Annotated in this window: 22 protein-coding genes; 16 read left to right on the top strand and 6 right to left on the bottom strand. The window is 72.1% G+C overall.

Going from position 1 to position 21,024, the window contains the following annotated elements; translation table 11 throughout:
- The first annotated feature begins 53 nt into the window (after nucleotides 1-53).
- On the top strand, nucleotides 54-323 hold the full coding sequence (locus Q0444_RS14330) for a glutaredoxin family protein (RefSeq protein WP_291081708.1): 270 nt from the start codon (nucleotides 54-56) through the stop codon (nucleotides 321-323).
- Nucleotides 324-341: 18 nt separating this feature from the next.
- Here Q0444_RS14330 and Q0444_RS14325 read toward each other — a convergent pair whose 3' ends face one another.
- The gene (locus tag Q0444_RS14325) at nucleotides 342-683 is read right to left on the bottom strand and encodes an HNH endonuclease (protein WP_291081743.1); all 342 of its coding nucleotides are present in this window, start codon (nucleotides 681-683) and stop codon (nucleotides 342-344) included.
- Between the two features lie 465 nt (nucleotides 684-1,148).
- Here Q0444_RS14325 and Q0444_RS14320 point away from each other — a divergent pair, with 465 nt between their 5' ends.
- From Q0444_RS14320 to Q0444_RS14310, 3 genes are all read left to right on the top strand, one after another.
- Entirely contained in the window at nucleotides 1,149-2,489 is a 1,341-nt protein-coding gene (locus Q0444_RS14320) for a glutamyl-tRNA reductase (protein WP_291081741.1), read from the top strand.
- Entirely contained in the window at nucleotides 2,486-3,484 is a 999-nt protein-coding gene (hemC, locus tag Q0444_RS14315; protein ID WP_291081739.1) for a hydroxymethylbilane synthase, read from the top strand. The genes Q0444_RS14320 and hemC overlap by 4 nt, the downstream gene beginning before the upstream one ends.
- Before the next feature lie 69 nt (nucleotides 3,485-3,553).
- Nucleotides 3,554-5,197: a uroporphyrinogen-III synthase gene (locus Q0444_RS14310; RefSeq protein ID WP_291081737.1), complete on the top strand. Its 1,644-nt coding sequence runs from the start codon at nucleotides 3,554-3,556 to the stop codon at nucleotides 5,195-5,197.
- Nucleotides 5,198-5,247: 50 nt separating this feature from the next.
- Here Q0444_RS14310 and Q0444_RS14305 read toward each other — a convergent pair whose 3' ends face one another.
- Nucleotides 5,248-5,712, bottom strand: coding sequence for a MarR family transcriptional regulator (locus Q0444_RS14305; protein ID WP_349679612.1), 465 nt, complete (start codon nucleotides 5,710-5,712; stop codon nucleotides 5,248-5,250).
- Between the two features lie 92 nt (nucleotides 5,713-5,804).
- Between Q0444_RS14305 and Q0444_RS14300 the strand changes: the two genes are divergently transcribed.
- Nucleotides 5,805-6,452, top strand: coding sequence for a maleylpyruvate isomerase family mycothiol-dependent enzyme (locus tag Q0444_RS14300; RefSeq protein ID WP_291081735.1), 648 nt, complete (start codon nucleotides 5,805-5,807; stop codon nucleotides 6,450-6,452).
- A gap of 35 nt (nucleotides 6,453-6,487) precedes the next feature.
- On the opposite strand, the gene Q0444_RS14295 is transcribed toward Q0444_RS14300, so the two are convergent.
- From Q0444_RS14295 to Q0444_RS14285, 3 genes are read right to left on the bottom strand one after another with little or no spacing between them, the layout of a single operon-like run.
- On the bottom strand, nucleotides 6,488-6,643 hold the full coding sequence (locus Q0444_RS14295) for a hypothetical protein (RefSeq protein WP_291081733.1): 156 nt from the start codon (nucleotides 6,641-6,643) through the stop codon (nucleotides 6,488-6,490).
- 25 nt (nucleotides 6,644-6,668) lie between these two features.
- Complete coding sequence (locus tag Q0444_RS14290) at nucleotides 6,669-7,907, bottom strand: hypothetical protein (RefSeq protein WP_299023595.1); 1,239 nt, start codon at nucleotides 7,905-7,907, stop codon at nucleotides 6,669-6,671.
- Nucleotides 7,904-9,307: a lipase family protein gene (locus Q0444_RS14285; protein ID WP_291081729.1), complete on the bottom strand. Its 1,404-nt coding sequence runs from the start codon at nucleotides 9,305-9,307 to the stop codon at nucleotides 7,904-7,906. Before Q0444_RS14285 ends, Q0444_RS14290 begins: the two co-directional genes overlap by 4 nt.
- 126 nt (nucleotides 9,308-9,433) lie before the next feature.
- On the opposite strand from Q0444_RS14285, the gene hemB reads away from it, so the two are divergent.
- The 9 genes from hemB (at nucleotide 9,434) to Q0444_RS14240 (ending at nucleotide 17,581) form a co-directional block, all read left to right on the top strand.
- Complete coding sequence (hemB, locus tag Q0444_RS14280) at nucleotides 9,434-10,477, top strand: porphobilinogen synthase (protein ID WP_291081727.1); 1,044 nt, start codon at nucleotides 9,434-9,436, stop codon at nucleotides 10,475-10,477.
- On the top strand, nucleotides 10,474-11,031 hold the full coding sequence (locus Q0444_RS14275; protein ID WP_299023591.1) for a hypothetical protein: 558 nt from the start codon (nucleotides 10,474-10,476) through the stop codon (nucleotides 11,029-11,031). The genes hemB and Q0444_RS14275 overlap by 4 nt, the downstream gene beginning before the upstream one ends.
- Nucleotides 11,018-11,521, top strand: a complete 504-nt coding sequence (locus Q0444_RS14270; RefSeq protein ID WP_299023589.1) for a hypothetical protein — start codon at nucleotides 11,018-11,020, stop codon at nucleotides 11,519-11,521. Before Q0444_RS14275 ends, Q0444_RS14270 begins: the two co-directional genes overlap by 14 nt.
- Nucleotides 11,518-11,760, top strand: a complete 243-nt coding sequence (locus Q0444_RS14265; RefSeq protein WP_291081721.1) for a hypothetical protein — start codon at nucleotides 11,518-11,520, stop codon at nucleotides 11,758-11,760. The genes Q0444_RS14270 and Q0444_RS14265 overlap by 4 nt, the downstream gene beginning before the upstream one ends.
- A 282-nt stretch (nucleotides 11,761-12,042) precedes the next feature.
- On the top strand, nucleotides 12,043-13,812 hold the full coding sequence (locus Q0444_RS14260; protein ID WP_291081719.1) for an alpha/beta fold hydrolase: 1,770 nt from the start codon (nucleotides 12,043-12,045) through the stop codon (nucleotides 13,810-13,812).
- Nucleotides 13,813-13,896: 84 nt separating this feature from the next.
- On the top strand, nucleotides 13,897-15,207 hold the full coding sequence (gene hemL, locus Q0444_RS14255; RefSeq protein WP_291081747.1) for a glutamate-1-semialdehyde 2,1-aminomutase: 1,311 nt from the start codon (nucleotides 13,897-13,899) through the stop codon (nucleotides 15,205-15,207).
- A 281-nt stretch (nucleotides 15,208-15,488) separates the two neighbouring features.
- Nucleotides 15,489-16,109 (top strand): histidine phosphatase family protein, encoded by a 621-nt coding sequence (locus Q0444_RS14250; RefSeq protein ID WP_291081745.1) that lies wholly within the window; start codon nucleotides 15,489-15,491, stop codon nucleotides 16,107-16,109.
- Nucleotides 16,110-16,112: 3 nt separating this feature from the next.
- Nucleotides 16,113-16,724 (top strand): TlpA disulfide reductase family protein, encoded by a 612-nt coding sequence (locus Q0444_RS14245; protein WP_291081717.1) that lies wholly within the window; start codon nucleotides 16,113-16,115, stop codon nucleotides 16,722-16,724.
- Nucleotides 16,721-17,581 (top strand): cytochrome c biogenesis CcdA family protein, encoded by an 861-nt coding sequence (locus Q0444_RS14240; RefSeq protein ID WP_291081715.1) that lies wholly within the window; start codon nucleotides 16,721-16,723, stop codon nucleotides 17,579-17,581. Before Q0444_RS14245 ends, Q0444_RS14240 begins: the two co-directional genes overlap by 4 nt.
- 20 nt (nucleotides 17,582-17,601) lie before the next feature.
- Here the strand turns inward: Q0444_RS14240 and Q0444_RS14235 are convergent, their stop codons facing one another.
- Entirely contained in the window at nucleotides 17,602-18,972 is a 1,371-nt protein-coding gene (locus tag Q0444_RS14235; protein ID WP_299023586.1) for an HNH endonuclease signature motif containing protein, read from the bottom strand.
- Nucleotides 18,973-19,217: 245 nt separating this feature from the next.
- On the opposite strand from Q0444_RS14235, the gene Q0444_RS15100 reads away from it, so the two are divergent.
- Together Q0444_RS15100 and Q0444_RS14230 are read left to right on the top strand one after the other, a co-directional pair.
- Entirely contained in the window at nucleotides 19,218-19,841 is a 624-nt protein-coding gene (locus Q0444_RS15100; RefSeq protein WP_367179759.1) for a DUF3558 family protein, read from the top strand.
- A 221-nt stretch (nucleotides 19,842-20,062) separates the two neighbouring features.
- On the top strand, nucleotides 20,063-21,024 hold a 962-nt coding region (locus tag Q0444_RS14230; protein WP_299023585.1), incomplete at its 3' end, for a hypothetical protein.

The following is a 21,024-nucleotide window of genomic DNA, read 5'->3' as shown; positions in this document are numbered from 1 at the left end:
GCCGTGAGCCCCCATCCTAGGGCAGCCCTCCGACAGTCGGGCACTATCAGGTCATGGTGCACACGGTGACCCTCCTGACCCGCGAGGGCTGCGGAAGCTGCGTCCGCGTCCACGGCCAACTGATCCCCCTCTGCGCGGAGGCCGGCGCGCCGCTGGAGGTGGTGGACGTCGACCGCGCCGAGGACGCCGAGCTCGCGATGGAGTACGGGGACCGTCTTCCGGTGGTGTTGGTGGACGGCGCCGAGCATTCGTGTTGGGAGGTCGACGACGACGAGCTCGTCGCCACCCTCGCCCGTCCTGATCGGTTCCCGGGCTGGGACTGACCGGCCGGACGGGTACGTCTAGTCCCCCGCGCGCAGGTCCCGCAGGATCGTCGCGTGCCGGAGCAGGAACCCGCGCTCGTCGAGCTTCTTGCGCCGGAGCCACCCGGTGACCTCGCTGTTGTGCTTGCTCGCGTTGCAGGACGCGCAGGCGGGGACCACGTTCTCCACGGTGTATCGGCCGCCGCGGGAGATCGGCATGACGCAGTCGCGCTGGAGCCCCGGCCCGGCGGCCCCGCAGTAGGCGCACCCGCCCCAGGCGCCCAGGAGGTCGTCCCACTGCGGGGCGGTGAGGTCGTTGTCCACCCGGGCGAGCCGCCGCTGCCGTCGTCTGGCGTAGCGCGCGCGGGTCGCCGCGGACATCGTGGCGGACGATCGGCGGCGAGGGGGCACGACGCCACCGTACGTCGACCGGTGGGCAGGGGACCCGGTGACGGGCCGGCGGGGCCGGGTGGGGTCCGGCAGGGGCCCGGCGGGGGTCCGCGCTGCTCATGACGGTCGCGCGGCCCGTGGCGGACATAGCATCCGCCCCGGCGACGGTTTTGTCCCGGGGTGTCATGCGGGTTACGGTGGAGCGCGTTGCGGGATGGTCGCAGGCTCACGCCACGACCGTCCCAGCAGGGGGTCACCGCGAGGTCACGCCCTGCGCACAGCCGTGCACACCGACAGGAGACGACCGACTGTGGACCACTGTTCCGCGTGTGCGTTCAGCGGTGGCCCCTCTCCGGCCGGCCGGAGACGGGTCGGTAGCCGAGTTGACACCCGGCGTGACGTCGTGGTTGCCATTCTGGCACGGGCCCTGTCGTCCCGCGCGCGCGGGGGTCGGCTGTGAGCATTCTCCTGGTGGGACTGTCCCACCACAGCGCCCCCGTCGCCCTTCTCGAGTCGGTGGCGATCGCCGAATCGGATCGCGACGCGCTCACCGAGGACCTCATCAGCGGCGCCAACGTCGACGAGGCCATGATCGTCACCACCTGCAACCGGGTGGAGGTCTACGCGGCCGTCGACGCGTTCCACCCGGCGCTCGACGACGTGGTGGATCTCCTGTCCCGCCACTCCGGGTTGTCCTCCGAGGAACTCAGCCGCCACCTCTACGTCCGGTACTCCGAGTCCGCTGCCGAGCACCTGTTCTCCGTGGCCTCGGGCCTGGACTCGATGGTCGTGGGCGAGCAGCAGATCATCGGGCAGATCCGCACGGCCTACCAGTCGGCCTCCGACATCGGGGCGGCCGGGTCCACCCTGCACCGCCTGGCGCAGCAGGCGCTGCACGTGGGCAAGCGCGTCCACACCGAGACGGGGATCGACTCCGCGGGGGCGTCGGTGGTCTCCGTGGCGCTCGACCGCGCCGCCGAGATCCTCGCCGACGGGACGCCCGCCACCGGGGACCGCCGCCTCGACGGGCGCCGCGCCGTGGTGCTCGGGGCGGGCGCGATGGGCGGGCTCGCGGTCGCGCACCTCGGGCGGGCGGGGATCGCCCACATCGAGGTCACCAACCGCACCCCGGAGCGCGCGGACCGCCTCTCGGAGATCGCCCGGGACTCCGGGACGCCGGCCACCGCGTTCCCCATCGAGGACCTGTCCGACGGGATCGCCGGCGCCGACATCCTCTTCACCTGCACCGGCGCGGTCGGCACGGTGGTGACGCTGGGCGACGTGCACACCGCGCTCGCCCGACGCGGCACCGCACGTCCGCTCGTGATCTGCGACCTGGGGATGCCGCGCGACGTCGATCCCGCGGTCGCCGGACTGCCGGGCGTGACCGTCCTGGGCATCGAGGCGCTCAAGGCCGACCCCGACACCTCCGCCGCCGCCGCGGACGCCGACGCCGCCCGGACGATCGTCGACACCGAACTCGCCGCGTACACGCAGGCCGAGCGGATGGCGGGCGTGGGGCCGATCATCGGTCGGCTGCGGGGCCGCGGCGGCCAGGTGGTCGCGGCGGAGATGCGCAGGTTCGAGGCGCGGATGCCCGGGCTGGACGACAAGACCCGCGACGAGGTGGCCAACACCGTCCGCCGCGTGGTCGACAAGCTGCTCCACCCGCCCACGGTGAGGTTCAAGGAGCTCGCCGCCCAGCCGGACGGGGAGAACCTCGCGGCGGTGGTCCGGACCCTGTTCGACCTGGACAACATCGACCTGGACACCACGGTGGACGAGGAGGCCTCATGAGCAGGACCCTGAAGGTGGGCACCCGCGGGAGCACCCTGGCGACCACCCAGGCGGGCCACGTCCGCGACGCCCTGATCGCCGCGGGCTACCCGGCAGAGCTGGTGATCGTGCGGACCACGGGCGACGTGGTGATGGCGCCGGTCGAGCGGATCGGCGTGGGCGTGTTCACCATGGAGCTGCGGTCGGCGCTGGAGCGCGGGGACTGCGACGTCGCCGTCCACTCCTACAAGGACCTGCCGACCGCGCCGGACGGCAGGTTCGCCCCGATCGCCGTGCCGCCGCGCGTCGACCCCTCGGACGTCCTGGTCGCCCGGGACGGGCTCACGCTGGAGACGCTGCCCACCGGCGCCCGCGTGGGCACCTCCGCGCCCCGGCGTCGTTCGCAGCTCGCGGCCCTGCGCCCCGACCTGGACCTGCACCCGCTGCGCGGCAACATCGACACGCGCATGGGCTACGTGGCCAGCGGGGATCTCGACGCCGTGGTGCTGGCCGCGGCCGGGCTCGATCGCGTGGGCGTGGGCGAGCGCGCCACCCAGAGGTTCGGCATCGACGAGATGCTCCCCGCCCCGGCCCAGGGCGCGCTCGCCGTCGAATGTCGCGCGGACGACACCGGTGCGGCCGAGGCGGTCGCCCTGTTGGACCACCTCCCCTCCCGGGTCCGGGTCACGGCCGAACGCCGGCTGCTCGCCCAGCTCGAGGCCGGGTGCACCGCCCCCGTCGGGGCGCGCGCCGAGCTCGCCGGGGGAGTGCTCACGCTGCACGCGGTGGTCGCGGCGCACGACGGGTCGACCGTGCTGCGCGCCGAGGGCACCGTCGACACCGGTGACCACCCGGACGGGCCCGTCACCGCCGCCGACGAGCTGGGCCGCAGGCTCGCGGCGGACCTGCTCGGCCGCGGCGCCCGCGACCTCATGGCAGAGGACTCGCCCGAGGACCGGGCCCCGCTCGTGCCGCGGGAATCCACCACGGCGCCCCCGACCATCGCAGAGACCTGATCGATGCCCCCGACAGCTCCCCGTCGCGCGCAGCCAGCGCGCGACACCCACCCCACGGAGAGACGAACAATGACTCGAGCACGCACCACCCGCACCGGAACCATCCGCTTCGTCGGCGGCGGTCCAGGTAACGCGGGGATGCTCACCTGCCGCGCCCGTGAGGTCATCGCCGGCAACTCGCTGGTCTTCGCCGACGCCGACGTCTCCGCCGAGGTGCTGGCGCTCGTCGCCGCCGACGTGCCCGTCCCGGACGACCTCCTCGACGCCCGACGCGCCGAGATGGACGCCGCCGTCGAGGCCGAGGACAAGGCGGAGATCAAGCGGCTCAAGTCGCTGCCCGCGCCGACCGCCGCCGACGTCCGCCCCGTGCTGGGCGAGCCCGCGGCCGTGGCCAAGCAGCTCGTCGCCGAGGCCAAGAAGGGCCGCGACGTGGTGCGACTGGTCGCCGGCGACCCCATGACCACCGACGCCACCGTCACCGAGATCGCCTCCGTCGGCCGCACCGTCGTCCCGTTCGAGGTCGTGCCGGGCGTGGCCGAGGCCACCGCGGTGCCCGCGTTCGCCGGCATCGCGCTCGGCTCCGGGTACGTGTTCGCCGACGGTCGCGGGAAGGTCGACTGGGCCGCGCTGGTGGGCTCGCCCGGCCCGATCGTCCTGCGCACCACTGGGCGGCACCTCGCCGAGGCCGCGTCGAACCTGGCCGAACACGGCCTGTCCGCCGGCACCCCGGTCACCGTGACCTGCTCCGGATCGCTCTGCGCCCAGAAGTCCGCCGACGGTACCCTGGCCACCATGTCCGACGTCGGGCGTGAGATGGACGGCGATTTGGTGGTGACCATCGGCAAGTCCGCCGGTGAGCGGCACCGCCACCAGTGGTGGGAGTCGCGCGCCATGTTCGGCTGGAACGTGCTGGTGCCCCGCACCAAGGCGCAGTCCGCCGAGATGAGCGAGCGGATCTCCGAGCACGGTGCCACCCCGGTCGAGGTGCCCACCATCGCCGTCGAGCCGCCCCGCAGCCCCGCCCAGATGGAGCGGGCCGTCAAGGGCCTGGTCGACGGCCGCTACCAGTGGGTCGTGTTCACCTCCGCCAACGCCGTGCGCGCGGTGTGGGAGAAGTTCGTCGAGTTCGGCCTCGACGCCCGCGCCTTCTCCGGCGTGAAGATCGCCTGCGTCGGCGAGGGCACCGCGGCCCACGTCCGCGAGCTGGGCATCCAGCCCGAGCTGCTGCCGTCCGGCGAGCAGTCCAGCCTGGGCCTGCTCGAGGTCTTCCCCCCGTACGACGACGTGCTGGATCCCGTCAACCGGGTCCTGCTCCCGCGCGCCGACATCGCCACCGAGACCCTCGCCGACGGCCTGACCGCCGGCGGCTGGGAGATCGAGGACGTCACCGCGTACCGCACGGTCCGCGCCGCCCCGCCGGCCGCCGAGATCCGCGAAATGATCAAGTCGGGCGGGTTCGACGCCGTCTGCTTCACCAGCTCCTCCACCGTCCGCAACCTCGTCGGGATCGCCGGCAAGCCGCACACCCGCACGCTCATCGCGTGCATCGGCCCGCGGACCGCCGAGACCGCCGCCGAGTTCGGGCTGCGCGTGGACGTCCAGCCCGAGCACGCCTCGGTGCTCGACCTGGTGGACGCCCTCGCCGCGCATGCCGATCAGCTGCGCGAGGCCGGCGAACTGCCGCCCCCGCGCCGCCGCGCCCGGCGCCGCTAGCCCACGCGAGCCCACCCCGTCCGCCGACCAGCGGGCGGGGTGGCCGCGTATCAGGGGTCCACGAGCGGGCGGAGATCCTCCAGGGCGCTCCGCAGGCGGGCCATCGTCTCCGGGCCGAGGTGCGCCTGCCATTCGGCGTCGATCCGCTCCTCCTCCGCACGGGCCACCGGGACGATCTCGCGGCCCCTGGCGGTGAGTCGCACCAGCCGGGCCCGGCCGTCCTCCGGATCCGGGAGCCGCCGCACGTACCCCGCCGCCGCCAACCGGTCGACCAACGCGGTCGCGGTCTGTTTGGCGATCCGGGCACGCTCGGCCAACACGGTCAGTCGGCTGCCCTCGTCGTCGTCGATCCCGGCCAGGAGTCGTATCTGCGCGCGGGTGATGTCACCGAACCCCGCGGCGTCCAGCGCGAGGGCGATCCTGTCCTCGGCGGCGCGGTATCCGAGCCACATGAGCAGGCTCGTGGGGGGCCGAGCGGAGGTGGCTGCGGTGTCGGGGTCGGTGTCGGTGTCCACGGCGACTCCTCAGGATCGAACGGGCCAAGTAGTCCTATTATGGTACTAAGTCGCGGCCCGGGGGGTCGGGCCGCTCGACGGGAGGAGTGGTCATGGAGGACACCGCGGTCTGGGCGGCGGTCGACCGACGCCGCGAGGACATCGCCGACTATCTCGACGCGCTGCCGCCGGAGGAGTGGGACCACGGCTCCCTGTGCGAGGCGTGGACCGTGCGAGAGGTGGCCGCGCACCTCACCCTCGTCGCGCTCCCGCGGTGGCGCCTGGTGCCGCTGTTCCTGCGCTACCCGGGCAGCACCAATCGCACGATCCGCGACGGATCACAGGCCGTGGCGCGCCGGCTGACCAACGGTCAGATCGTCGACACCATCCGGGGCATGGTCGGGCTGCACCGACCGTTTCCCGGCCTGACCTGCCGTGAGGCGCTGGTCGATGCGGTGGGACATACCCAGGACATCACCCTGCCGCTCCGGCGTGAGGTGTCGATCCCGCCCGTGGAGATCGCCGAGGCCGCGGACCGGGTCGTCGGCTACGGCGGGCGGGGCAACGCCAAGGTCTTTCGCACGCTGCCCGCCGACGGCCTGCGTCTGGTCGCCGACGACCACGACTGGGCGGCCGGAGAGGGGCCGGATGTGATCGGGTCGATGCGGGATCTGTTCCTGATGCTCACCGGACGCACGGTGCACCTGGACCGGCTCTCGGGCCCGGGTGCGGACCGTCTGCGTCAGCGGATCAACGCCTAGCTGTACCGACCGGCCACTGACCGCACGCGACGCGGTCAGTGGCGGCCGGGGCCGCCGAGTGCGGCGTCGATCCCGTGTGCCAGCGACACCGAGAGGGCGCCGCTGCCCCAGGTGGCCATGTAGCCCACCGAGTGCGCGACGTTCGGCAGGAGTCCCAGCAGGGTCTGCGGGGTCAGCTCGTCTCGGACCATGTCGTTTCCTTCCGATCGGTCCCGCTCAGGGGACGGTGATGTAGGTCGAGCGCGCGACCGCGCCGAGGATCTCGGGGATCCTCGAGGTGGCCCGGGCGCCCTCGAACTGCTGCTCGTACGGCACTCGGAGCGTGGCCTCGAGCGCCGGCCAGTCGTGTTCCGACTGGTGACGGTAGCGGGGGAGCAGTTGGGTCGTGACGAAGTCCCAGCGCTGCTCGTACCGCGACCAGTCCCAGTCGGGGATCGGGGTGTGCAGGGTGGCGGTGCGCCCGTCCGGCAGCACACCGCTGATGGTGACGGGGGAGTGCTCCCGCAGTGGCGGCACACCGGCCACCGACGGCGACCCCGCGAGGGTCATGAGGAACGTGAACGCCTCCCCGAGACCGTCCTTGTACCCGCGGACGTCGTCCCACATCCCGCCCACGACCCACCCCTGCTCCCGATTGAGCAGCACGGCGTTACCCCGCGCGACGCGGTCCGGGTCGCCCGAGGCCACGTCGCGCCACGCCTCCATGATCTCGTCGGGGAACAGCCCGGCGCGGTGCATCTCCTCCAGCCCGCCCATGCCCTCGTGGATATAGACGTAGTGCATCGGCATGAGGTCGGAGAAGATCGCCTTCTGCATGATCACCACCCGGGTGACGAACCAGTAGAGGTCCTCGGTGGTGATGGCCTCGGCGTGGTCCGCCAGCGCCCGCAGCCCGCCCGGGAGCTGCGCCACCGCCTGGGGCCCGAACGCGTCGGCGACCGCGGAGAAGACCTGGCGCGCCGACTCCTGGACGCCCGGCGTGTCGTAGAGCTGGGTGATCCACTCGATGTCGGCGATGCCCCCACCGAAGTCCCCGCCCACCTGCCCGCCCATCCCGGCCCACTGCAGCTCCCGGCGGGCGAGCTGGAAATCCTCGTAGTAGCGGTACGACTTGAGCATGTTCGAGCGGTTGGCCGTGAACCCGTCGAACGGATTCCACGCCGCGAGATCGATGCCCGCCTCCTCCGTGGCCTGCGCCAGGCGGTACTGCAGCAGTAACGCCGCGTAGGAGGGCTCCGGGAGGCCCGACCGCCGGGCCTGGTCGACCAGCCGGCCCAGCGTCTCCGAGTCCGTCGGCAGCTCGCGGTGGACCCCTCCGGGCTCGACGTCGGACAATCGGTTGGTCAGCGGCAGCCCGAGGTACTGGTCGAGGCCGCGCGCGGCCGCCACGGGTACCTGGTGCAGGGGACCCGCCACCATGACCGCGGCCACCGCCGCCGCGACGAGGCGCCTCATCGGATCTCCTCCATGAGCCAGCTGACGGTGTGCATGCCGAACAGCTCCGTCGCCCACCTGTAGGGATCGGTGATCAGGACGTCGTTTCCGCAGTTCAGGCCGTGATAGCGCACGTCCACGCCCTGGGCCCGGTACGACCGGACCAGCTCCCGCGAATCCTCCGCGGGGGTCACCACCATGAACGAGTCGTCGGCGACGCAGGAGGAGACGAGGACCCTGCCCGGGGGCCGCAGCCCCGGGTCGTTGCCCGGGTTGTTGAGTCCCAGGGTGTTCTCGCGGAACACGTCCTGGAACTCCGGCCTGTGCGCCGGCCGGGTCCCATCGGTGAACAGCACGCCCTGCGGGACGAAGGGGGTCGCGAAGTAGAAGGGCACCTGGCAGCTGTCGCGGAACACGTCCGCCAGCGCCCGGCCGGCCGGGGTGAGCTTCTCGTCGAGCCGCAGTTCCGGGTACTGCGCCTCGAGGCCGACGAGGGTGGCCAGCACGAATCCGGACCCGAGGTGGCCGTCGGCGAAGTCCAGGAAGTTCCTCTGGTTTGCGGCGAGGGCCTCGACCATCGTCGCCCGGATGTTGAGCTCGGGGGCGTACCAGGGCTGGTACTCGAGCGCGAAGGCCGCACCCACCCCACCGCCGGCGACGCCGAACAGGCCCACCTTGTTCTGCGGGTTCAGGCCCGGCCCGGGCACCGCGTAGGCCGCACGCAGGCCGTTGAGCAGCGCCATCCCGGCGTAGCGGCCCGCAAAGACGCCGTGGACGCCGGGGTCGGCGTCGTTGCCGATGTCGGAGATGACGACCGCGGCCCCCTCGCCGAGCATCTGCAGGAGCGGCCCCACGGCGAAGATCGCCGAGGCGTCCGCGAACGCGCCGCCGCTCCACTGGGAGGACGGGTGGCATCTCGCCCCCGCGGAATCGTTGGTCTCCTGGTACGCGACCACCGGTCGGGTGGAGTCGTCGCGGCCGTCGTCCGGGAGCAGGATGATCCCGGTGCTGACCACCCGGTCTCCGAGGACGTCCTCGGTGACGTACATCGTGCGCCAGGCGCGGACGCCGGCCGGTTTGATGCCGTTGAAGATCACCTCGAACGGCTCGGACTTGAGCAGGTGCCCCATCGGCATCGAGTCGTCGACCGGGGGCTCGTCGTAGAAGTCGCCCGCCGGTCCCCACAAGCCGCGGGCGTTCTCCTCGAACGAGGCGGGGACGCCGTCGCGGATCGCCGCCACCGCGAAGGGGTTGAGGACCTCGCCGTAGCTCGGTGGGAGCAGCGGCCCGTCCCACTCGGCGGTCTGCGCGCCCGCCGGGGCGACGGGGAGGGCCGCGGCGACGCCGACGACGAGTGACACCGCGAGGAGGCGTCCGAGCGGGCCGCGTCGACGCGGCCTGTGGGTGGTCGGGGTGGTCATGTGCCCTTCTCCGACGTGCTGCCGTAAAATTGAAACAGGTTCTCATGATTATCCACACGGTCGTCCGGCCCGTCGGCACGGCCTGCGCCGTGCCGCGCGACCGGCGACTTTCGTACAGTGGAGCCCGTGACCACACCCCGCGATTCCGACGCCGCCTCCGTTCCGGCCCCGCTGGTGCGCCCCCGGCGGCTGCGGTCGACGCCGGCGATGCGCCGGCTGGTCGCCGAGACCACGCTCGCCCCGCGTCAGTTGGTGCTGCCGGCGTTCGTCGCCGACGGCCTCGACGAGCCGCGGCCGATCTCCTCGCTGCCCGGGGTGGTCCAGCACACCGTCGACTCGCTGCGCCGTGAGGCCGCTGCCGCCGCCGCGGCGGGGCTGGGCGGGATCATGCTGTTCGGCGTCCCACTCGATGCGGACAAGGACGCCACCGGCAGTTGCGGTGCCGCGCCCGACGGCATCCTCAACCGGGCGCTCGCCGCCGTGCGCGCGGAGGTCGGCGACGACATCGTGGTGATGGCCGACACCTGCCTCGACGAGTTCACCGACCACGGCCACTGCGGCGTGCTCGGCACCGACCCGCGAGGCGACCGGGTCGTGGACAACGACGCCACCCTGGCCGCCTACGACGAGCTCGCCGTGGCGCAGGCCGCCGCCGGCGCTCACGTCGTGGGCCCGAGCGGGATGATGGACGGCCAGATCGCGTCCATCCGCGAGGCCCTCGACCGCGAGGGGTACCAGGACGTGGCCGTGCTGGCGTACAGCGCCAAGTACGCCAGCGCCTTCTACGGGCCGTTCCGCGAGGCCGTGGGCTCGTCCCTGCGCGGCGACCGGCGCACCTACCAGCAGGACCCCGCCAACTCGCGGGAATCCCTGCGCGAGGTCCGGCTGGACCTCGACGAGGGCGCCGACATGGTGATGGTCAAGCCCGCCATGTCCTACCTCGACGTGCTCCGCCAGACCGCCGAGATCTCGGACGTCCCGGTGGCCGCGTACCAGGTCTCCGGCGAGTACGCGATGATCTCCGCCGCCGCCGAGCGCGGATGGATCGACCACGACCCGGCGGTCATGGAGTCGCTGACCTCCATCCGCCGCGCCGGCGCCGACATCGTCCTGACCTACTGGGCCCTGCATGCCGCACGCCTCCTCGCCGACGGATGGGGCGCCCGGTGACCGGGAGCGGGCCGTGGCGTGCGCCCCCCGCTAAGGCAGCGGGTCGGCCGCCGGACGACGTCCACGCCGCCTGGGTGCTGTGGTTGGCCGCCACCGGGTTCGCGCTGATCGGGATGCTGCTCAACTCGGCCACCGCGCGGTTCGCGGATCTCCCGGTGGCCACCCGCGACGGCTTCCGCGCGGCGATCGAGAACGCCGGCGAGGCCGGGCTCTCCGTGGAAGCCCTGTTCACCGCGGCCCTGGTGGTGGGGGCGGTCCTGGCGGTTCTCGCCTCCGTCGTGACGGTGTGGCTGGCCTTCCGCCTGCGCGCAGGCAGGGGATGGGCGCGGACGATGCTCGACATCGTCGCGATCTTCCTCGTGGTGGACGCCGTGTCCGTGGTGATCGGCGTGTTCGGCGGGGTCGCGGTCGCGGGTCAGCGCGGGGAGATCGTCTCCTTCGCGGTCTTCTCGCTGCAGATCCTCGCCGGGCTGTGCGCGGCCACCGCCGTGTGGCGCCAGCACACCGCCGAGGCCATGGCGTTCACGGCAGGGGGCGTCCGTGCCGGCGAGTGAACCGAACCGGCCCGGCTCGGAGCCCGACGGGCCCGTCCTCTTCTCCGAGGACGGCTGGAGCTGGGCCTGGATCCTCGCCGCGCCCCTGTTCTGCGCAGGCGCCGCGGTGTTCGAACTGGGCACCGGCGCGCCCGTCCACTGGATCATGCTCACCGTCTGCGGCATCGCCTCGGCGATGTGCCACGGCGTGATGATCGCCGCCACCCGGGTCCACGGCCGCGTGAGGCTGACCCCGACCACGTACACGCAGGGCACCGAGGACCTCGAGCTCGACCGGGTCGAGAAGGTCTTCCCGCTGCCCGGCGACGAGACCGAGGCCTCCTGGGAGACCGCCCGCACCCTCGGCGAGCTGCGTGACGTCCCGCGTCGACGCGGCTCCGTGGGGCTGCGCCTGGACACCGGGGCGGAGGTCCGCGCCTGGACCCGGGACCCGGCGGCCCTGCACGCCGCGCTCGAGGCCGCGGTCGGCCACCACCCGGACCCGGCGTGAGCGCCCGGCGGCACGCCCTCCTGGCCGCGGTCGCCGCGGTGCTGGCCGTGGTGCTGTGGTGGCTGGCGCGGGACCTCGTGGCCGAGCTCCCGCCCGCGCTCGACCCGCCAGTCGAGGGGTCGATCATTCGGACGCGGACCGATCCGTGGCTGCTGCTGGGGGCCACGCTCTCGGCCGGGGTGGCGATGGTCTCGGCCACGGTCGCCGTGCTGAGGATGGGCACGCCACGACCAGGGTGATATATCTCCATCTGCCTGCGGATTCCCCCGCGAGCGGGGTGCCCCGGTAACGATCGAGTGTCGGTTCCCTGAGTGGACCCTGGTGGATTCTTCGTGTCGCGCGGCACAGGCTACATTTGGTGCGGTTCGGACGCGTGTGACTCTCGTGAAGTCGGGGGGTCGCGGCGTCCGATTCGCAGTGACATCACCTACAGAACATGGAATTGGGGATCGGTGCAGCCGTCTAGCACTTTCGTTGGCACCACCGCGGTCGTCGGGGCGATCGCACTTCTCGGGACGGGAGTGGCTGCGGCCGCCCCGGTCGAGTGGCAGGACTGCACCGAGATGCTCGGGATCGAGGCGGAGTACGTCCCGGCCGGGCTCGAGTGCGGGACCGTCGAGGTTCCGGTCGACTACGCCGCGCCGGACGGAGCGAAGACCGACATCGCGCTCACCCGGATCAAGGCCACGTCCGGGCAGGCCCGATCCGCCGTGTTCGGCAATCCCGGCGGCCCCGGCAACTACGCGTTGAACTTCTGGAGCCCCGCCACCGACGGTGCGACCCCCGCGGGCCTGTACGAGAACCACGACCTGGTGGCGGTCCAGCCGCGCGGGCTCTACGGCTCCAACCCGTTGGTGTGCGACGTCGCCTTTGTCGGTCCCACCACCGTCAACCCGCTGCACGACGCCTGCTACGGCACCGATCCGGCCTACATGGCCTCGATGACCACCGAGAACGCGGCCCGCGACATGAACGCCGTCCGCGAGTCGCTCGGGTTGGCCAAGATCGACTACGTGGGAGTGTCCTACGGCACCGCGATCGGCACCGACTACGCCACCCTGTTCCCGCAGCACACCGGCCGCATGGTGTTGGACTCCAACACCAACCCCGACTGGCGTTGGTCGGCCCAGGCCGAGCAGACCGCCATGGCCAAAGAGCAGCGGATCAACGACATGTTCGCGTGGATCGCCGAGCGCGACGACTACTACGGACTCGGCGACACCCCCCTCAAGGTGTTCTACTCCTGGAAGTGGATCACAGACCAGGAGGTGGGCGGACCCGCCAACCTCACGCCGCCGCCGGCCCAGACCCGCGACCTGCCCGTCGAGCTTCGGGGCACCCCGCTCGAGCAGCCCGCGATCGACGCGATCAACGGGTCGGCACCCGCTCGCGCCCGGGTCGAGGGCTTCGCCCGCGCCGCCGCACTGCAGGGTCTGACCAACAACGCCACCACCGGCATGTTCGACTCCACGGTGGGCGCCACCTACTCCGAGCAGGCGTGGCCGATGCTGGCCCACATGCTCAAGTACTACAACGACGGTGGCCGGATCGCCCGGGTCGACTACCCGACGGTCGCGCTGATCATCGCCGCGCAGGAGAACCGCTCGCCGGTCTACCGCACGGACATCGAGATGAACTCGATCGTCACCTGCAACGAGACCGCCTCGCCCGCCAACGCGCTCGGTGTGATCGCGGCTAAGGCGGACAGGTACACCGGCGGCAACACGCTCACGACCCGCGCCGCCGTCGAGGCCGCCGGTGACGACTGCGTGGGCTGGAACCCCGTCGCCCGGACGATCCGGCCGAACGGTGACGCGCTCGAGGAGAAGCCGCTCGTCCTGCAGTCGGAGCGCGACTCCGTCACCCCGATCGCCGGTGCGTTCCGGGTGGCCGAGGCGATGGGCGGCACGCTCGTCACCGTCGGCGGCGGTGACCACGGCCTCTTCCGCATGGGCAACCCGGCCGTCGACGCGGTGGTGATGACGTTCCTCGAGACCGGGGTCGCGCAGCCGGGTCGACTCGAGGGCAAGCCGTCCCCGGAGCCGCTGCCCAGGTGGGGTCAGGCCGAGCGTGCCGCCGCCGCGCAGCAGGGGATGTCCGCCCCCGTCGCCGGCGCCGACGACTGGTACGGCACCCACCGCGACGCCGGCGCGGCACCCGCCCCACTGCCCACCCCGCAGGCGTTGCACCAGCAGGCCGAGCAGGCCCTGCAGGACGTGGCCGGGCAGGTGGACACCGCCGTCAAGGCGCTGTTCGTCCCACCCGCGCCGGCCGTGTCGCCGCAGGTCTGACACCGCGAGGGGGTGCTCGGACGCGGACTTTGAGACACTGGTGAGGTGACGTCTGTGAGCGATGCCCTCCCGACCCCGTCCGGCCTGTCCGGCACCACCCGATCGGCCGAGCTCTTCTCCGAGGCCCGCGAGCTGATCCCCGGCGGGGTCAACTCCCCGGTCCGCGCCTTCAACTCCGTCGGCGGAACCCCGCGCTTCATGCGTGACGCGCGGGGTTCGCGTATGACGGACGTCGACGGCAACACCTACATCGACCTGGTGTGCTCCTGGGGCCCGATGATCCACGGCCACGCCCACCCCGAGATCGTCGAGGCCGTGCGCGCCGCCGCGGGCCGCGGCCTGAGCTTCGGCACCCCCACCGAGGGTGAGGTCGACCTGGCCCGGGAGATCGTGGCGCGGACCTCCGTCGAGCAGGTTCGCCTGGTGAACTCCGGCACCGAGGCCACGATGAGTGCCGTTCGACTGGCCCGCGGGTTCACCGGCCGCTCCAAGATCGTCAAGTTCTCCGGCTGCTACCACGGCCACGTGGACGCCCTGCTGGCCGACGCGGGATCGGGCGTCGCGACGTTCTCGCTCCCGGACTCGCCCGGCGTGACCGGTGCGGCCGCCCACGACACGATCGTGCTGCCGTACAACGACGTCGAGGCGGTCCGCCTGGTCTTTGCCAACCACGGGCAGGAGATCGCGTGCGTGATCACCGAGGCCGCCGCCGGGAACATGGGTACCGTCCCGCCGCTGCCCGGCTTCAACGAGGAACTGCGTTCGCTGTGCTCGGCCAACGGCGCGCTGCTGGTGATGGACGAGGTCATGACCGGCTTCCGCGCCGGTGACCGCGGCTGGTGGGGGATCGACGGCGTGGCCGGCGACCTGACCACCTTCGGCAAGGTCATGTCCGGCGGCCTGCCCGCCGCCGCGTTCGGTGGTCGCGCGGACGTCATGGCAGCCCTCGCCCCCGCCGGGCCCGTCTATCAGGCCGGCACCCTGTCGGGGAATCCCGTGGCCGTGGCCGCCGGACTGACCTCGTTGCGGCTGGCCGACCATTCCGCCTACTACACGCTGCAGACCAACGCGGACCGCCTCGAGGCGCTGATGGGCAACGCCCTGCAGGCGGCGGGGGTCGCGCACACCATCCAGCGGGCCGGAACCATGCTCGGCGTGTTCTTCACCGAGGACCGGGTCACCGACTACGCGGGGGCCAAGGCCGCCGAGACGTTCCGGTACGCGCCGTTCTTCAACGCCCTGCTCGACCGCGGCGTCTACGGGCCTCCGAGTGCATTCGAGACGTGGTTCGTCTCCACCGCGCTGACCGACGACGACTTCCAGCACATAGCCGACGCCCTGCCCGCGGCCGCCGCGGCGGCAGCGGCCGCGACCGCCCCGGAGGCCGTCCGATGAGCGCGAACAAGCGGGGTCTGCGCGGCAAGCTCGCCGTCCCGTCGACGGGCCCGACCTCACTGCCCATACCCCTTCGTGGGGAGCATCCGGCACCCGCCGAGGCGCCGCCGTCGCTGGGCGGGTCCGCCACCACCGCGCGCCGGGTGGAGGACCACGCCGCGCAGCACGCTGAGGGAGCGGAGGCGTACGGGGCCGAGCCGGGCACGATCTCCGCCCCGGGTGAGCCGGTCTCGTCGTCGACCTCCCGTGACTCCTCGGCCCGAGGCACCGAGGCGCAGACGATCGTCCACCTGGTGCGCCACGGCGAGGTCCACAATCCCGAGGGCATCCTCTACGGGAGGCTGCCGGAGTTCCGGCTGTCCGAGCTGGGGCTGAGCCAGGCCGAGACCGTGGGCCGGGTCCTGGGGCAGGGGCACGACATCGTGTCGATCGTGGCCTCGCCGCTGCAGCGCGCCCAGGAGACGGCCGCCCCTTTGGCGGAGGCCCTGGGCCTGCCGGTGGGGATCGACGCCGACATCATCGAGGCCGACAACCGCTTCGAGGGACACAAGGTCGGCGGCCGGGGCGGCGCCCTGCGCGACCCCAAGTACTGGCCGATGCTGGCCAACCCGCTGCGTCCCTCGTGGGGCGAGCCCTACCTGCAGATCGCGCACCGGATGATCGGGGCCGTGTACTCCACGCTCGACAACGCCCGCGGGCACGAAGCCGTCCTGGTGAGCCACCAGTTGCCCGTCTACACCACCCGGCGGTTCCTCGAGGGCCGACGGTTGTGGCACGATCCGCGGTCGCGGCAGTGCTCGCTGGCCTCGGTCACCTCGCTGGTGTTCGAGGGCACCACGCTGCGTGACATCGTCTACTCCGAGCCGGCGGGCGCGTCCGATCCGTCGCAGACGGGAGCCTGATCCATGCGCAGGACCAAGGCGGCCCTCGCCGCGCTCCTGCTGACCGGGGTCTTGGCCACCGGCGCCTGCGCGACCGGCAACGACGCCGTGGTGGTGGGCCCCGAGACGTTCGAGTTCGTCAGCCCGGACGGCCAGATCGAGATCCATTACGATCCCCCCGCCGACCGCAAGCCGGTGGCCACGCTCACCGGCCCCGACCTGCTGGACCCCGACCGGACGCTCACCGTCCAGGAGGACTTCGCCGGGCAGGTGGTGATACTCAACCTGTGGGGCCAGTGGTGTGGCCCGTGCCGCGCCGAATCCGATGATCTCCAGCGTCTGCAGGAGGAGTTCGAGCCGCAGGGTGCGACGGTGTTCGGCATCAATCTGCGCGACCCCAACAGGCAGAAGCCCGTCGACTTTGTCGAGGACAACGGCATCACCTTCCCCTCGATCTGGGACCCGAGCAATGCCGCGGTCGCGGCGCTGCGTGGCTTCCCGACCTCCGTGGTGCCGGCGACGATCATCCTGGACAAGCAGCACCGGGTGGCGGCGGTGTACCTGGCCGAGATCACCGACGACAAGCTGAGCGAGACCGTCACCGCCCTGCTGGCTGAGGAGGTCGAGCCGGGGTGAGTCCGGACCTGATCGTGCTCGCGCAGGGCGTGGGCGAGACGTTCCAGCAGACCGTGGCCAGCGGCCCGATCCTGCTCGCCTTGGGCGCCTGCGTCCTCGCCGGGCTGGTGTCCTTCGCCTCGCCGTGTGTGATTCCGCTGGTGCCCGGGTACCTCGCGTACCTCGCCAGCGTGGTGGGTGCCGAGCGCCCCCCGGCCACCGCTGCCGCCGCCGAGCGCCAGCGCGCCGCCGCCGCGACCCTGACCCTGGACGAGCGACGCACCCGCCGGGCCTCCCGCACCCGGGTGGTGGGGGCGTCCCTGCTGTTCGTGGCCGGGTTCACCGTGGTCTTTGTGATGCTCAGCGCCATGGTGCTCGGGACCGTGCAGTACCTGGCGCCGCAGCAGGAGTTGCTGCAGCGCCTGGGCGGCGTCGTGACGATCCTCATGGGCCTCGTCTTTATCGGCCTCGTGCCGACGCTGCAGCGGGACACCCGCATGCAGCCCAAGTCGCTGTCCACGTGGGTCGGCGCCCCGATGCTGGGCGCGGTCTTCGCCCTGGGGTGGACGCCGTGCCTCGGCCCGACGCTGGCCGCCGCGCTGTCGGTGGCCGCGGGCACCGGCGTGGACGCTGCCCGCGGGGTGCTGCTGATCGTGGCCTACTGCCTGGGGCTCGGCCTGCCCTTCGTCGTGGTGGCCTTCGGCTCCACGTGGGCGATGCGGACCGTGGGGTGGCTGCAGAAGCACACCCGCGCCATCCAGGTGTTCGGCGGCATCATGCTGATCCTCGTGGGTCTGATGTTGCTCACCGGCGCGTGGGCGATGTTCATCGACTGGCTGCGGGATTTCGCCATCTCCGACACCACCCTGCCGATCTGACCCCTGCGGGCTTCGCGTGGTCATGCCGCCTCCCGCCCGGCGCCGCGCCGATCGGCGATCACCTGGTCGAGGTCTCGTAGGAGCGCGAAGGGCAGGGCGGGTGCGTCGAGGGGCGCCAGTGGTGGCGGGCCGGGCGCGGGCGGCGGCGGGTTGTCGGCGCGGGGCGTGCCGGCGGGCGGGATCCATCTAACGCCCTGAGGCGCGCGCGGGTCGGGCTCCGTCGACCAGCCGGTGGCGTGGATCATGGCGTGGCAGTCCCCGCTGGCCAACGCGAGTTCGTCGATATTGGTCAGCCCGCCTGACGACCAGGGTCTGCCCGCGTGATGGGCTTCGCAGTGTCTGGCGTCCTGGTCGCAGTCGGGGTGGGTGCACCCGCCGTACGCGGCGAACAGTGCCAGGCGTTGGTATCGGGAGGCGGTTCTTCGGCTCCGGAACAGACGCAGGTTGATCTCCCGGTCGCAGAGGGCGAGGAACCAGTGGTTACCCCGCGCCATGGCGAGGGCCTGGGGGACGGGGACGCGGATGCCGCCGTCGGTCTGGCCGCAGCCGGCCAGGGTGGCGAGCTGGTCCAGGTCCATGCGGATGACGATCGCGGCGGGGGCACCGGCCTTGCGCGCGTCCGCAGACAGGGCCAGGTGCAGGGCGTGCACGAGGGCGTCGTGCATGCGCTGGCCGTCCGTGCGGGAGTCCGTGGTGTCCGGATCGGGCCACAGTCGTCCGGGTTGTCCCCAGCGGGCGTGGACCTCCCGCATCAGAGCCGCCAGCTGCGGGTCCATGGTCATGCTGGCCCGGGCCATGAAGTCCAGTCCCTGGCCGCCGCAGGTGACGGACCTGCGGCGTGCCCTCTCGGCGGCACCTCGTTCCGTCCTCCCGGGATCGAGGGCGTCCAGGAGTCGGTGCGCCAGCTCCTGTAGCTGCTTGCAGGTGGCCCGGTCGGCGGCCCCGGCCAACAGCTGCGTCTCGAGCTGATCGCGGGTCTCGTCGTCGCACTCATCGGGCAGCGAGGCCAGGGCGGCGTTGATGACCTTCAGTTGCCCGGCGGAGAGGTCACCGCGAGCGGTGGCGCGCATGCGGGCGGTCTCGGCGATCCCGGAGTCCTCGAGCCGACCGCGGGCATCCGCCGGCGCCAGACCCAGTCCACCGGTGAGCATCTGGCGGTCGTTGATGAACCCCATCTGTCGGGCGGTGCCCGAGGCGCGGACGGCCACCAGGACCCGGGCCTGGGAGGCACGGATCCGACGCTGAGCCTGCTCCAGGGCAACCAGTTCAGCATGCAGCTGCTCAGCGCTCACGTTGGCCCACTCTCGCTGCAGGTGGTGATCGAGCGCGTCGAGGACGGCCGTCAGCTCGCCGCCGGCCTTCGCGCCTCCCGCACCACCTGTCTCGCTCATGTGTTCGATTAGATCATCTGGGTACGACACGATGCGTCGCCGCAGGCCAGCCACGGTTTTTTCGGTGCGGCCGATCGCGCGGACGACCGGAAAGGCGCGGTGATGCGGAGCATCCCGTCGACCTCTCGCCGCGGAAGGGGCGCCCGCGCGGCGCCGAGCGTTGAGATGCTCGGTGGGCATTCCCTCCGGGGCCACGGTCGCGCGGGCGCGTCGACGTCCACGAATTCTCGCGGTGGCGGAACCGTGTGGCGCACCGGCGCGTCGTACAGAGCGTGAGGACATCTAGAGGTGTGGCCGCCGCGCTGGCGGCGTGTGTGGTGCTGTCCGCATGCGCGTCGGGGGAGGGGGGACAACAGGCGACGACGACGAGCCCATCCGCCACCGAAGCCCCGGGCAATCCCTGGGATCTGCCGATCGAGCAGAGGCCGGCCTTGTTCGATCCGTGCGCCGAGATCCCGGTCGAGGCGATAGAGCAGGGGGTGGGTGGGCCGGTTGAACTTGATGAGCGGCTCACCAGGCATCGTCCGGGTCGGCTCATGGGATGTGGGTGGTCTAACGACGAAGTGCAGTTCACTTCAGCGTCTTCTTGGAAGTCCAAGTCGGACTATTTGGCCGATCCGAGTTTCGTACTCGAGAGCCAGGGAATTAGCAGTCCTCTTGGGAGAGGTCTGCGGTTGTCGGAATCTGGGGACGGCACGGACCGTTCATGCCTCCACGTGTTTTTCACGGATCGAGGTAGCACGTGGATCAAGCTCGACCTTGTTGGCGCGTTGAGTGAGTATCGCGGTGAGCGCTTCTCCAAAGCGTGTGACGTATTCGATAACGCCATCTCGCCGGTGCTTCCATTCGTTCCAGGAGGGGATTTCTAGTGGCCATGCATCTTGAATCTGGCGCCGCAAAGGCATGTATGCGGAGTTGCGCGGAGTTTATCGACATTGTCAAGATCGCCGCGAACTCCGACTTGATGGATTCGACCGAGAGTCGCCCAGACGCCTTCGACACCGCCCGTCAGATAGGCACTGTGTATTCATTGTTCGCTGGCGAGGACCTTCGGACGATGATGGGTGGTTTCGTTGACCAGGCTTCCGCCATGGCCATGCTCTTCGCCGCCGCGGGCGGATTGATCGACGCGCAGGACGAGGCGCTGGCGGCAGCCCTGGGGAAGGCGTCGGAGGAGCCTGCGGGGCTGCAGAGCCTGGGTCTGCTGGGTTCGTTGACGCCGTTCGCCATGATGATCAATGGTCCGTCGGACGCCCGCGCTGTCGGCGGGTACGACCGGGTGGGGCCGGAGAACGTGGAGGGCGCCCCGTTGGCCCGGATGGTGTCGGGCGCCCAGGCGCTGCAGCCGGAGCACTTCCAGCAGGTGAGCGACCGTGTCCGCGGGGTGGCGGCGGAGCTCCGGACCGCGGGCGAGCAGCTCCACGGCGGTCTCGGCGAGGTCCTGACCTCGGGGTGGCAGGGCGAGTTCGCGTCGCAGGCGAGCACGTCGGTGCGGTCGTTCACCGAATCGGTCGCTCTCTACGCCGACGTCCTCGACCGGGCCGCCGACAAGGCCTCGATCGCACAGGACGGCTTCGGCGTGACCCGCACGCAGATCTCGGCGCAGGCCTCCGAACTCGAGTTGGCGCAGACAATGACGCCGGGCGGTGCGAGCGGCGCCGGAGCGGCGCTCGGTCCGGCCTCGCGGACGTCGGAGGCATCGATGGCGGCGGCCCGGGCGGCCGCCGAGGACCAGGCCCGCGCGATCGTCAACACCGTCTACAGCCCCGCCGTGATGGACGCCAACCTCGCCGACCTGGACATCCCCGCCCCGTACCGGGTGGTGTCGACCTCGGCGCTGGGCGGGGCGCGCGGAATCGATCTGGCCTCGGCGTGGAACATCGACGGCGTCATCCGGCCCGCGGGCGCGACGGCCCCGAGCGCGGACGCCCTGGCCGCGGCGGGCGCGGGCGGCACGGCTGGCACGGCGGGGGCGGCGGGGGGGGGCCGGGGCCCCCGGGGCGGGAGGGGGAAGGGGAGGGCGGGGGCGCGGCCCCCCCCCCCGGGCCCCGG

This window comes from uncultured Dietzia sp., assembly GCF_937873725.1.
Lineage (GTDB): Bacteria > Actinomycetota > Actinomycetes > Mycobacteriales > Mycobacteriaceae > Dietzia.
The sequence above is the reverse complement of the archived record's forward strand: the minus strand, read 5'-3'. Positions and strand labels throughout refer to the sequence as shown.

What these genes read in the sequence shown, in the direction of transcription:
- Q0444_RS14235 (WP_299023586.1), bottom strand. Translation starts at nt 18,972, where the DNA reads ATGAGCGAGACAGGTGGTGCGGGAGGCGCGAAGGCCGGCGGCGAGCTG.
- Q0444_RS14300 (WP_291081735.1), top strand. Translation starts at nt 5,805, where the DNA reads ATGGAGGACACCGCGGTCTGGGCGGCGGTCGACCGACGCCGCGAGGAC.
- Q0444_RS14310 (WP_291081737.1), top strand. Translation starts at nt 3,554, where the DNA reads ATGACTCGAGCACGCACCACCCGCACCGGAACCATCCGCTTCGTCGGC.
- Q0444_RS14245 (WP_291081717.1), top strand. Translation starts at nt 16,113, where the DNA reads ATGCGCAGGACCAAGGCGGCCCTCGCCGCGCTCCTGCTGACCGGGGTC.
- Q0444_RS14330 (WP_291081708.1), top strand. Translation starts at nt 54, where the DNA reads ATGGTGCACACGGTGACCCTCCTGACCCGCGAGGGCTGCGGAAGCTGC.
- Q0444_RS14295 (WP_291081733.1), bottom strand. Translation starts at nt 6,643, where the DNA reads ATGGTCCGAGACGAGCTGACCCCGCAGACCCTGCTGGGACTCCTGCCG.
- Q0444_RS14285 (WP_291081729.1), bottom strand. Translation starts at nt 9,307, where the DNA reads ATGACCACCCCGACCACCCACAGGCCGCGTCGACGCGGCCCGCTCGGA.
- hemC (WP_291081739.1), top strand. Translation starts at nt 2,486, where the DNA reads ATGAGCAGGACCCTGAAGGTGGGCACCCGCGGGAGCACCCTGGCGACC.
- Q0444_RS14290 (WP_299023595.1), bottom strand. Translation starts at nt 7,907, where the DNA reads ATGAGGCGCCTCGTCGCGGCGGCGGTGGCCGCGGTCATGGTGGCGGGT.
- Q0444_RS14325 (WP_291081743.1), bottom strand. Translation starts at nt 683, where the DNA reads ATGTCCGCGGCGACCCGCGCGCGCTACGCCAGACGACGGCAGCGGCGG.